This is a genomic window from Paenibacillus allorhizoplanae, assembly GCF_927798215.1.
Taxonomy (GTDB): Bacteria; Bacillota; Bacilli; order Paenibacillales; family NBRC-103111; genus Paenibacillus_E; species Paenibacillus_E allorhizoplanae.
In genome coordinates, this window is sequence record NZ_CAKMMW010000029.1 from 66,864 (window position 1) to 79,483 (window position 12,620).

The window sequence follows — 12,620 nt, forward strand, 5'->3', positions numbered from 1 at the left end:
CAGCTAAAGGATATGTATCAGGTAACGTTAAATCGAGTTGATATGGTTTGCAAATTAAAGGAGGTATTCCCGTATGATTCAAGGTAAAAACCGATTAAAACTACTCCTTTCTATCTTTCTCTCCTTTCTTATTTCGGCCATGTATGTCGGGCCTGTATTTGCTGCAACGCCACAAAATACGTTAAATGCATCAGCTGCACTTGCTTATAACCTCAAAGGACTTAATCACAACGTCGCTGTTCAAAAAGCTTACATCGCATCAACCTATGTTTATGTAACTCAGCGGTCTGGGGGAACCTGTTATCTTTCAAGATTGCTAATAAACGGAAGTGACGCAACGTATGTTGACGAAATGACCGTGACGAATGCCGGACATTGCCAAACCCTTGATATGTACACATACAATGGTATCAATTATTTTTATTTCAGTTCGAAAGCAGATTCCTCAACTAGTAATTACTGGTCACTCCAAGTAGCTAGACTTCAATACGCAGCCGGCACGACTTATGATTATACCGATTTACACCGCTTCTCCTATATGAATTATGCCAATACAACCGGTACAAGTCTAGGTGAGACATACCGTGTTGATGCCGGCGGCAATAGTACGCATACTGTCTTCCGTGTCCAAACAAAAGAAGGAACCGTTACGTGGTCCATTTATGACACGGTAGCATTGAATCAATTGCTCGATAACAATGAACTCGTACAAATGGACAGTGCTGCAGCAGTAAGCGCCTGTGTTTCCAGCTTTACGCAGTCAGGCACTGCAATCGTGAGACCAAATGATTCTTTCCAAGGTGCTGATATGCTCGATAATACGGAAATATATACGTCTGGCGGCGCGGAAGGTGAGACTCCACAAATCGCTATGATGTCAAACACAGGCACATACAAAACCCTTGTTAAAATCACAAACGTGGGAACACACGAAATCGAAGGTGTACAGACTAAAAACAATAATGTTTATTTTATTATCGTGGCAGACCCTGTTAATAAAACGAATACGCAGAAGCTTTATTACGTGCCTGATAGTATTTTTTAAAAACAATACTACTTGGAGTAAAAGCCACAACCTTAACAAAAAGAAGTGCTGCCTCGATCAAGGCAGCACTTCTTTTTATTTTATTAGCGATAAAAACTACATTTAAAACGCGGTCGCTCATCCTCGAACGACATCGATAGAAGCTTTTCTCATATTTCGTTATACGCGACTTAACTTCGTTATACGGCCATCGATTATCCACTCGGCGACATAGACATCCCCCAATGAATCTACGCAGACGCCATGAGGTGAGCTGAAACGATGATCCCGATAGTATTCCTTGGGCAAATTAGGCCAACCCTGCTGTTTGTAGGCTAATTGATCCTCACCAAGATGAGCGACAAGCGAATCATCCTCCGAGTTGAAAACGGTCACCCTACTATGTAGGTCAGGGAAGAACATGAGCCCCTCATGAAAATAGAAAGAGCATGGCATATCCATATCGTTATCGATAAATCGCTTGAAATCTCCACTCAGAGTGAATACTTGAATGCGATGATTCCCTCGATCAGCAACATAAAGCTCAGGTTCGCTTCCTGTGAGTTTGACTGAAATGCCATGTGGGCATTTCATTAAACCTGGTTCACTTCCTGTTCCACCCCAAGAGTGGATTCGGTCTCCTTGGGCATTATACTGATGAATCCAATGCTGACCGTAGCCGTCTGTTACATAAATGTCGCCATTAGGTGCAACAGCTAGATCTGTTGGCTTATATTTTTTTTCATCAGAATAAATGTCACCTAGATCAGGGGGAGCCAAACGAAGAATGACTTCACCTTTAAGTGTCGTTTTGACTACCGTCCCAAGTCCACAATCCGTCATGTATAAATATTCACCGTCATGCTCTTTATGGAGGTATAAACCGTGTGCATTGGCCTCAATACCTTCTACAGAGAACGATTTGAGCCATTCGCCTGAACGACTGAAAACCGTCATATTCGGCACGCCTGTATGGAGTACATAAATATTGTCTTCCGAATCGGCAACAATGCCATGCGTATAACCAAAAGTCTGACCTTCCGGAAGTCGTCCCCACCCATTTACCACTTCTGTTCGAAACATGCGATTTCCTGTTTGCATACTTAACCTCCTGAGCGATATGTGAATTTGATATACAACATGTATTATCACACATCACTTTGAGACATTTGTAAAGCTTTTTCGATCTTGCAGTACTAGATAACTGGAAATTGTGTTAATTCGGTTATGATATTCGCTTACTTTTGTTGAGTTACAATATATAATATAGTATAATAGCTATAACCTGAAAGGAGCGATTCATTATGTCCAACCATACAACTTCAACTATTGAAATAGGAATAAGTACGTTTCTCGAGGCTGCTCCGAGAGCTAATGGCATCACGCACGCTGAAAGGCTCCGACAAGCGGTAGAGGAAATTAATTTGGCCGATCAGGTTGGCCTAGACGTATATGCCATTGGTGAACATCATCGAGCGGATTATGCGAGCTCAGCGCCGGCCGTTATTCTGGCAGCAGCAGCTTCCACAACCAAACGAATCCGGCTTTCGAGCGCTGTGACCGTGTTATCGTCGGATGATCCAGTACGCGTTTATCAGGCGTTCTCCACATTGGACGGATTATCCAATGGACGTGCAGAAATTATGGCGGGCCGCGGATCTTTTATCGAATCCTTCCCACTATTTGGATACGACTTGAATCACTACGACAGTCTATTTGAGGAAAAACTGGAGCTTCTGCTCGCGATCCGCGAATCGGAGAAAGTAAGCTGGAAAGGCGGCCATCGCCCTGGCATTAACAATTTAGGCGTTTATCCGCGAGCTGTACAAGAGCCATTACCCGTATGGATCGGAACTGGCGGAAATCCGGATTCCGCGATTCGCGCGGGAATGCTAGGATTGCCTGTTGTCTTTGCGATTATTGGCGGCATGCCGGAGAGGTTCGCTTCGTTAGTCAACCTCTATAAAGAATCAGCCGCTAAAGCGGGACACGACGTAAGCAAACTGCAGATCGCGACGCATTCGCACGGCTTCATATCGGATACTAGTGAGAAAGCCGCCGACTTGTTCTACCCGGCAACGGAAGCCATGATGAACACGATTGGCCGTGAGCGCGGCTGGGCGCCCTACACGCGTGACACGTTCGATGCCGCAAGAAGCCTGCGCGGTGCACTGTATGTCGGCGATCCCGAGTATGTCGCGGAGAAGATCGTACTGCTCCGCAAGAACCTCGGCATAACACGTTTCCTTCTGCATGTGGACGTCAGCACCCTGCCGCACCATGAATTGTTGCGCACGATCGAGCTGCTCGGCACGAAAGTCGCGCCAATTGTTCGCAAGGAACTGGAGCGCGAGGCAGCACAAGAGTAAAGTTAATTAAGAATGCCGATTCGTATATCGGGATTCATTAGGCTAACGCAGCACGTAGTTGCTGGTATGCCTTTCTACTTACAAGAAAGAGGGTTTTCCTAGCCAAGTAAATGGCTGGGGACACCCTCTTTGTGCGAATTGGTGGCGTTGATCACACTAAGTATCACATCTCCCTTCATTATAGTGTTGCATACAGGCACGGAGCTTACTCGTCATGAGCCATCTTGATCCAAATAACTGACGGCCCAACTTTTCATAGAAATTCTAATCTAGCCAACGTTAAAAAAGAGCCCTAATTGGGCTCTATTACAAGGTTGTATAAATGTTAGATGGGCTCATTTCTGTGTAGGGATACTCCTTTAATAGGACCTAATATCCTCGCTTTACGTCCACCGATTGGCTAACTTTCTCTTGTCCATTATCCATTTCTCCAAGCACTGCGAGCAGTCCTTCAATTGCTTCATCCACCCCAGTAACAGCTGAAATATGCGGAGTAATGATCACGTTCGGATGAGCCCACAACGGCGAATGCACGGGTAGAGGTTCCTCCCTAAACACATCAAGAACCGCTCTACGCACTTGTCCTTGTTCAAGCGCTTCCAGTAGTGCATTCTCATCCACAGAAGCTCCCCTACCGACATTAATGAAGCCAGCACTCTGTATGCAGCAAAATAAGCGTCTTTCAAATAAACGTTCCGTGATTGGTGTTAAGGGTAAAGTGTTAATGACCCAATCGGCTTGTGGCAACACGGTGTGTACCTCGGTAATCGGTAATACCTTGTTAAAATGAGAGTTCGCTGCGCCGCTGCGAGATATTCCGTATACGTTTACGCCAAAAGCGCTAAGCATCTTCGCCACTTCCTCGCCGATCGTACCTGTTCCGAAAATAACGATATTCAATTCATGCAGCAGTTTCTGCTGCGATGGCAGCCATTGTCTTTGGGTTTGTGCATGCTGGAAATTATCATGACGTTGTAGATCGGCAAGTAGATAACTTAGGCAATATTCCCCTATTTTCCGTCCAAAACTGCCGACCGTACGCGTTAACATGACATCCATTTTCCATTCGCGATCAAATAAAAATGCATCAACGCCAGCTCCAAGCGCATGAACCCACTGCAAGTTACCGAATTGAAACGACGCTGTCGGTTTGAATGCCACATAACCCTCTGCCCAAATGAAGTGATTCGGACGTACTTCCGTCTCTGGTAGAAACAGATACTCCCTCTTCGTGTCCATTGAAGCCAGCTTTTCTAGCTCTTTATACATTCGCCCTGTCACTAATATTCGTTTGATATCCAAGCACAACGCCTCCTCAGAATCCGTAAAACTACGCGATAGTAACTTATTGTACCACGGTAGATAAATAAGAGGAAAACGTCGTTTGGTAGTCATTATTCGCGCAGAGCACGGGATAAAAAAAACATGCCCCATGTGCATGTCCTTTCCCTTAAATGCCATTTATATGGTCATACAACTATGCTTGTTTGGCATGAACCATGGGTACGGTGTATATTGCCGATTCAATCCAGGTCCTATCGGAGAATTCTCGCCCACGAACCACCACTTCATTATTGAAGATCTGGACATACATGCCTTGCGCACAATTAGGATTGTCTGTACTGCGTGTTTTGCCTACAGAAGCATTATTGAACCAGTGAAAGGAATTCTGTGTGTTATAGTGATTCTCTGTTGCAAAGTTACGATGGGTATGCCCGGATAGCACAAAAACATTCTTATAAGGCGCTAATATTGCCCGAAACTCCTTCGCTCTGAGTAACTGAGGCGGTTTCCCGTCCATTTCCGGCGCTGGTAACGGCTGATGGATGAAGATGAAAGCGGGCTTTCCATCCTCATGGGACTTCATACAATTCTCGAGCCATGCAAGCTGCTCATCCGAATACCATGCGCCTTCCCCTACCTCTGGGTTCTCCTGCACATAGGTCTCTTGAGACAACATAATCAGATGCACATCATTCATCCAGACATCCTTATAGGGCTTATCCTTGTAGCCGAAAAACTTCATGAAGCGTTCACGGGACATCGCATCGGTTTTCCCGTTGGGCACCGTTTCAGCGGACCAATCTCCCTTGCTGCTTATCCAAATGTCGTAATAGTCGTGATTTCCCATATTCGCGTATAGCGGCGGAAGTTTGTAGTTGTCTAATACTTTTCGGAAAAGCTTGTAATCTTGATCCCGGCCTACATCCGTAATATCCCCACCGAATACGATTGTATCTACGGGCGATTCAAACCGAGTGATATCTTTCAACGCCGAATGAAGCTTATCAATAATCGTAGTAGTCCCATTGTTGGAAATATGCACATCGCTGAGTAAGAAAAAAGATAGCAATAATTGATTATTGGTGGAGTCAACCGAAACTGGTTGTGCAGAAGCTTGCGGAATGATTTGCTCCTCCGAGGCATCAGCTACCTCTACGTTTGACTCTGGCCCCTTTAGTGCTTGTTTGAGCAGCGCGCCGACACCAGTTACTGCGAACGCCGTTGCAAGCAATCTTTTGATAAACTGTCTTCTTGAAATCATGAACTTTCCCCCCAGGGATGTACCGTCTTTGTAAATTACATTTAACATTTTAATTTTATCATATTGTTGACACTAGTTTAGTAAAATTCTTCGAGATTTTTTCATTAAATTCAAGTTGATTATGGTTCAATTGATTTATTCCGATAAGCCCAGCTACGCTTGAAACCCGCTTTCTAAAAAAACGTAATAAATAACAAGAAAAGTTGATTTATTCTGAAACCGAACCGTAAAGGAGAGCAAATATGAAGAAATTGATGTTTTTACTTTTAGTTTTATCTACGCTCCAATTGAGTGCCTGTACGTTAGTTGAAAAAGTAACTAGTTCCGTGGATTATGCCAATCAAGCTACTGAACACATCAATAAATTGAGTACTTTTGCCCAACAAGCACCTCAAATGATCAAAGATGCGGCTATGAATCCAGAGACAAAACAAGCACTCGAAAATCAATTAATCGGAATAAAAAAAGACATCGAACAATTTAATCTGAAAAGTGTCCCCACGATTGCAAAGGATGTTCATCAACAATTGGTAGATAAGAATAAAGTGTTGCTGGATGAGTTAAATAACGTGTTAGTCAATGGTCATCTAGCACTTGATAAACTTCAAAATTCACAAATACTCTCGACGATTAGCGACATAACCATCTTCATCAATCGCATTCAAAATTTAGGATCTTAAGAACTTCACTCATGTGTGAAGTTTTTTTTCATCATAAATGAACGCAATAAAACCGACCTTTCGGCCGGTTGGTGATACTGATTATTCAAACTTAGAGGTTTTCCAACTGTTTGCCCAGATTGTCCAACATGATCGTAGTCCCATGTTCACGTTGTTCAGGTGTATCATGACCATCTAGGAAGACGCCTTGTTCTGTAAAAATCAGCTTTGTACCCGTACCCTCAGGCTTGAACTCGACAGTTGTCACAGAAATCGACATTCGATTCTTATCCATATCCAATGTGTAGCTATAAACAATGCGCTCGTTTGGAACAATATCTTGATACGTGGCATCGAAGGTGAATATAGGTCCGCCTGGAGGGCCTCCTTGACTCATTTCCTTACCACCAACCCGGAAGTCGAATTCATCCGCTTTGGAAAACCACAGCTCTTTCAGTTTAGGATCCTCCCAAGTAGCAAATACGCGGCTAGGCGAGGCTTTATATATTCGTTCGACGACGAAAGTGTTATGTACGGCAATATGTTCGTTCATGCTTGTCAGCTCCCTTGTTTTGATTCATCGGATTTTCCGTCTAGGAGTTCACCTAGCAGATCTAGGCGGCGTTCCCACGACATCCGACGTTCGATGATCACTTTCTCATGGCTCTTCTTCATGGTTTCCAGTAATTTGGTGAAATCATCTACCGTTACAGGTTCTTTCAACGACATCAGATTGGATACGTACTCTAGTTCGAGCAAAAGATTCTGCTCCATCCGAATATTTTCTTTCAGTCGGGCAATTTGCAACGAAACAATCTCCAGCGGACTGAATTGCTCGCCTGTTAATACGGCCTTAACCTCATCCAGTGATAAACCGAGCTCTTTTAGCGATAAAATTTGCTGCAGCCGCGACAGATCAGCCTCATTGTATAATCTGTGTCCCGATTCGGAATGCGCCGAAGGCGAAAATAAGCTGATTTGATCGTAAAATCGTAATGTTCGTATCGTGAGTCCTGTTAGTTTAGCAAGCTCTCCCACTTTCCAAAGCTGCTTCATAATCATCTCCTTTTTACTGTGCTAGCTGTTTACCGGTAACTATACTATAAAACATGACGTAACGTCATGTGCAAGTGTTGAGGTCATTTTTTTTTCAAAATCACAAGGAAAAGACCGCTAGTTAGCGGCCTCATCTATTATTTATGAACTTTTTTGGATGGACTCCAAGTGTTCAGCAAGTCTGTTCCAAGTATCCGTGATACCTTCCATCATACCCATATCCAGCACCTGTTGTAGGCTTTCAGCTGATGCATATTCTCCGCGGTTAATGAGCTTAGTACCCGTTTCTGTTTCGATGAAGGTCAGCATTACGCGTGTAGATGGCATGTTTTCCGCTTCATTGCCTTCCGCATCAGAGAAAAAGTCTACATACACAATTTTCTCCGGTACAACGATCTCGCTGTAAACGGCCTTGCCCCATGATTCCATACCATAGTAATCGCCTTGATTCTTGTCTTCACACTTCATGCAATAATGCCAAACCCCACCGACGCGGAAATCAACATGACATACTGGAAGTGTCCAACCTCTAGGACCCCACCAATGCTTCAGATGCTCGGCTTGAGTGAATGCCTGGAAAACCAACTCGCGAGGGGCATTGAATTCACGCTCTAGAATAAGAACTTTGTCCTCTACCGTGGAAACCATTTGATTTGTCATGTTTAACTTCCTCCTAGAATGTTCATTATTTGTTTAAAATAGTTCTAATCAATCAGTCTTGCTGTCTTCCTGCAATTGATTGCCCGTAAGCTTCTGTAAATAGTCATCTAGTCGGTTATACCGCTCCTCCCAGATGACGCGGTAGTTCTCCAGCCAGACGTTCATCTCTCGGAAAGGATCAGGCATCAGCTTGTAAATACGACGATTCGCATCTACCCTTACTTCGACGATGGCAGCCTCACTAAGTACACGCAGATGCTTGGATACTTGAGGCTGACGCAGTTGAAGCCTTTCCGCGATTTCCCCTACAGTGAGTGGCCGCTCACGTAAAAGATCAACAATCCTCATGCGGTTAGGCTCTGCCAATGCACTCATGATGTTAGGATCCATGCTCATCATCCGTCCTCTTGCTGTAATTACATGCGTTTCTCTTTGTGTTTGGCTGTTTTTCTTCCTGATTTCAATATACCATATGGGGAATATTCCTTCAAGTGAATATTGAGAGTGACATAAGAAAAGCGCTAACCCGAAGGTCAGCGCTTATTAATCACTTCAAGCTATGATAAACGGCCATCATATCTTGTTTGTTCAGTTCACGAATTCGATTGTAGATCGGTATATCAGCAACGGACTCCGCTACTTTGCTTTTTTCAACAACATCACTTACATTGCCAGTAAGCCATGTTTGCACACTTACGCCATCAACGATTTCCTTACGTCCCTCATCATTGATGCCACTAACATGACAACTCACACAAGGAACGGACAATTTATGTACGCCATCATGGAGTCCATCTTCGGAAATGACTCGCTTACCCCCACAGAATGGGCATGGATGACTCCCCTTGATCTTATTAATTTGGGTAACGATCTTATTGTAACCAAAGGCCTCATAGACATAAGTTAGTTTTTTATATTTTCCATTGGTGAAATACTTATCAATAATGGTTTCTCTTGTCTCCGTAATATCAGCAAAATCACAGATAGTTATCAAGTTTTTACTGCTGATCGCATCCAGATTACCTTTAATCTTGTCCCAGAAAGGCACTGCATTTTGTAAAACCACTTCATATCCCACAAAGCTAGCAAGCTCCAGCTCGTACATTTTAAGCGCAACTTGCGTTTCCCTAGGCAGTAAGGAAACATCTTCCGAAAGTGTGAGGTCACCGCCAACAATGGATTTTAATTTTTCTAATTCTGGCAAGTTGCCTACGCTTTGTATAACCTGATCCAGCGGTTGCTGAATAATCTCGCGAATATCCGAGCCATTAAATTTCAATTTTTTATGATGGTTTAACACGGTTCCATGACATACTGGGCAGGTAATCATTTCTCTTGAAGCTTTCATTGCTTCTTTAATCGTAAGGTTCTTTGAAATAACCATATAACGCCCAAGGATGAGATTAAAACCTTCCCAGGTTCTCGAAGCCTTACCCGCTTTATCATAAAATGACTTTTCCCAATAGCCATATAGGAACGTATTCTTTTCTGCTTCTGTCATTTCATTATAACTTTTACTAATATCATGTCCGAGTTCATTCTTTATCTCTTCGAAAAGGAAATGCAACTTGGCATGCTGATAATATTTCAAGACATCCATTACTTCAGGCAATAATAGGCCATCCCAGAATGGTACTGTTTTATCTTGAATGAGAACATCCATATCAAATCTTTCAATGACACGACGACCCGAGCAACATGGACAATGATTATCTTGATAATAGAAGTCGAAGCTTCTTGTATCTTTATTGGTCGGATGAGAAGCTACAATATGGTTGATCAGTCCACCGATTTCATAGAGAAAACTATATTGACTATACAGGTGTCGTTCAAGATCAATCGCAATCACAGGTGCAATTTTGTCCGATTCGTATTCACCATAGATCAAGCGGGCCATGGAAGATAAGCTTTTCAGGATACCGCCTTTATAAATGTTTTCTGCCTGTTTAAAATAGTTGATCTGATTTTCTTGTACGTATCGAATACCTTGTTGTTGCTTCAGAGCGGAAGAAATATGCAAAGGGGCAGAATGATCTTCCCTATTTGTACGACGATAGTAGTCATCATGAGGGACAACATCAAGATGCCCAATCGGTTCAGGCTTTCTTTTGCCAAAATCAACGATAAAATCCGAGCTTTCCAGCATATAGGCATTATGTTCAATCATCAGGATGGAGACAGATTCATCTTCTAGAATGACTCTAACGCTATCGATGAATTGATTTAAAATATTTTGTGATAAACCCTTAGAAGGTTCGTCAAAAATAAACAGCGTATGCGGGTTTCTTGAATTCGCAAACAACTCCGATACTAAATGCACACATTGAAATTCACCTGTTGATAACGATTGTGTTTTTCTTTCTAATGTCAGATAGCCAAGTCCAAGTTTATTCAATAAACTCAATCGTTTACGAGCGATGTCTTCGTTCGGCAGTTCTTCAATAATATCTTCGATCGAACGTTGGAATATATCATCCTCAGTTTCTTCGTTATATTTGGTAAGTTTCTTCTTAATATCAAGGAAAGTAGCAACGGTTGACCGGCTTGTAATCGATTGGTTGCGATCTTGCCCGACCATGACCAGTTTATCTTTGGGGTAGCGTTTCTGAAAATCTTTGGACATGCACTCATTCACAAGTGTTGATTTACCACATCCTGACTCGCCAGTAAAGGTTACTAGTCTATTCTTGGGAATTTGAATTTCAGCCATTTGAATATTCCGACAGTACAGGTCCATAAACTGATAATATTCAGTTGGTACTGCCTGATTTTGTTCCCAAAGGACTGGTTTAGGACGAGGTGACTCTTCGACAATCTTCCCGCCATATTTGCCGCTACCTGGTCCAAAGAATAATTGCTCATCTGTTGTATCCAGCACCGTATCAGAATGATCAATGAGCCATATTTGATTCTTATAGCCTAATTGTTTAATTTGTTCTAGAATTTTCAAAAGCGTCTCATGGTCAAGACCAACGGAGATTTCATCAATAATAATGACGGTATTCTCACTTGTAGCCATGAATTCAGCCAAATAATGCCGCGTCAATTCCCCCCCTGATAATGTCCCCATAATGCGATTTAATGTTAAGTAACCGATATTCATATTGATCAAATTCTGGAGAATATGTTGCTTCGCTTCACTAATATGTAATTCCTCGGCAAGAGAAAGGATAGTTTCGATGCTTAAGTTATTGATGTCGGAGATGCTATGAGGTTGACTCCTTAACTCCAGCTTGTGCGTCTCAACTTCTGGACTGTAGCGCTTCCCTTTACACTTCGAACATTCTACATTTTGTGTCGTGCTGCGACCTTTACAATCCGGGCACCACCCTAATGCGTTATTAAAGGAAAAAACTTCTGGAGAAAGATTGAATTGTTCGGCCATTCGATCTCGAATCTCTTTGAAAACGCCCGTATGCGTGCCAATGGTTGAGCGAGGATTGGATGAAATCGATGATTTTCCGAGAAAAAGGACGAGAGGCATTTCCTCCATCTTGATGGCGCTGAAATTCGTTTCCATAATCTCAGGAAATAGATATTGATATTCAGCTTTCGGCAATAAAGAAACGAGACGTTTCTTGGATTCTTCCCCAATTGTCTGACAGAAAGTTGTCTTACCTGATCCTGATAATCCAGCAATTCCTAATGATTTATCTACGGGTATTGTTGCATCTAATTTGTTAATGTTGTTCGAAATTAATTGATTTATTTGCATGTGTACATCCTTTCTATTGATTACACGTATTATTCCATATTAGCACATTCACTGTACCTTCACTCTTTTCTTGATCAAATTGATCTGACCTCTATGATTGATTTCATCTTCAAACACATGAAACCACATAAAATAATGATTAGCTTGTTTCTTATACCAGAACTCTTCTTCTTGGTATAACCAATCATCATCGACCGTTTTAAATAATTCGAATGTACGATTCCTGATTTCATTTAGCTTATGTACATAATAGGCCAAATCATTTCCTTTAATCTTTTCCCGACCTTCTGCACCTAAATTCACAGCGGGACCCCAGATTGCCATATCTTCATCATTCAATTCTCTTTTTTCAAAGGTCTCCAATTGATAAGCGTATTCGACCGCCGCGAAATGCATTAACAAGGCGCCAATTGAATTACTTTCCTCATCTAATAGAAAATCTAATTCATGTACGGTTAAGTTTTTGACGGATTCTAGTGTTGTATGCCTGACATAGTTCATCATCGACAGTAAACGACTAATTTGCGGTGTATAACCAGGTATGTCTGTAATGAGATAAATTTGATTCATATTTAACATGCTTTTCCTCCTT

Annotated in this window: 12 protein-coding genes; 3 read left to right on the forward strand and 9 right to left on the reverse strand. The window is 42.4% G+C overall.

Annotation, left to right across the window (positions count from 1 at the left end; translation table 11 throughout):
• Positions 1-73: 73 nt before the first annotated feature.
• Positions 74-1,045: a helveticin J family class III bacteriocin gene (locus L6I86_RS30930; protein WP_236292438.1), complete on the forward strand. Its 972-nt coding sequence runs from the start codon at positions 74-76 to the stop codon at positions 1,043-1,045.
• Positions 1,046-1,204: 159 nt separating this feature from the next.
• On the opposite strand, the gene L6I86_RS30935 is transcribed toward L6I86_RS30930, so the two are convergent.
• Entirely contained in the window at positions 1,205-2,125 is a 921-nt protein-coding gene (locus L6I86_RS30935; protein ID WP_236292440.1) for an NHL repeat-containing protein, read from the reverse strand.
• A gap of 203 nt (positions 2,126-2,328) precedes the next feature.
• Between L6I86_RS30935 and L6I86_RS30940 the strand changes: the two genes are divergently transcribed.
• Positions 2,329-3,393: an LLM class flavin-dependent oxidoreductase gene (locus L6I86_RS30940; RefSeq protein WP_236292443.1), complete on the forward strand. Its 1,065-nt coding sequence runs from the start codon at positions 2,329-2,331 to the stop codon at positions 3,391-3,393.
• 369 nt (positions 3,394-3,762) lie between these two features.
• On the opposite strand, the gene L6I86_RS30945 is transcribed toward L6I86_RS30940, so the two are convergent.
• Together L6I86_RS30945 and L6I86_RS30950 are read right to left on the reverse strand one after the other, a co-directional pair.
• Complete coding sequence (locus L6I86_RS30945) at positions 3,763-4,695, reverse strand: D-2-hydroxyacid dehydrogenase (protein ID WP_236292444.1); 933 nt, start codon at positions 4,693-4,695, stop codon at positions 3,763-3,765.
• Positions 4,696-4,870: 175 nt separating this feature from the next.
• Positions 4,871-5,938: a metallophosphoesterase family protein gene (locus L6I86_RS30950; protein WP_236292453.1), complete on the reverse strand. Its 1,068-nt coding sequence runs from the start codon at positions 5,936-5,938 to the stop codon at positions 4,871-4,873.
• Positions 5,939-6,180: 242 nt separating this feature from the next.
• Here L6I86_RS30950 and L6I86_RS30955 point away from each other — a divergent pair, with 242 nt between their 5' ends.
• Positions 6,181-6,618, forward strand: a complete 438-nt coding sequence (locus L6I86_RS30955) for a DUF6376 family protein (RefSeq protein WP_236292456.1) — start codon at positions 6,181-6,183, stop codon at positions 6,616-6,618.
• 91 nt (positions 6,619-6,709) lie between these two features.
• On the opposite strand, the gene L6I86_RS30960 is transcribed toward L6I86_RS30955, so the two are convergent.
• From L6I86_RS30960 to L6I86_RS30985, 6 genes are all read right to left on the reverse strand, one after another.
• Positions 6,710-7,150, reverse strand: coding sequence for an SRPBCC family protein (locus tag L6I86_RS30960; RefSeq protein ID WP_236292458.1), 441 nt, complete (start codon positions 7,148-7,150; stop codon positions 6,710-6,712).
• 5 nt (positions 7,151-7,155) lie between these two features.
• Entirely contained in the window at positions 7,156-7,653 is a 498-nt protein-coding gene (locus L6I86_RS30965) for a MerR family transcriptional regulator (RefSeq protein WP_236292460.1), read from the reverse strand.
• Positions 7,654-7,794: 141 nt separating this feature from the next.
• Positions 7,795-8,313 (reverse strand): SRPBCC family protein, encoded by a 519-nt coding sequence (locus tag L6I86_RS30970; protein WP_236292462.1) that lies wholly within the window; start codon positions 8,311-8,313, stop codon positions 7,795-7,797.
• Between the two features lie 48 nt (positions 8,314-8,361).
• Positions 8,362-8,703, reverse strand: coding sequence for an ArsR/SmtB family transcription factor (locus tag L6I86_RS30975; protein WP_236292508.1), 342 nt, complete (start codon positions 8,701-8,703; stop codon positions 8,362-8,364).
• 157 nt (positions 8,704-8,860) lie between these two features.
• Entirely contained in the window at positions 8,861-12,028 is a 3,168-nt protein-coding gene (locus L6I86_RS30980; RefSeq protein WP_236292463.1) for an ATP-binding cassette domain-containing protein, read from the reverse strand.
• Between the two features lie 48 nt (positions 12,029-12,076).
• A complete protein-coding gene (locus L6I86_RS30985) occupies positions 12,077-12,607 on the reverse strand; it encodes a DinB family protein (RefSeq protein ID WP_420851956.1) in 531 nt (176 codons plus the stop codon).
• Between the last annotated feature and the right edge of the window lie 13 nt (positions 12,608-12,620).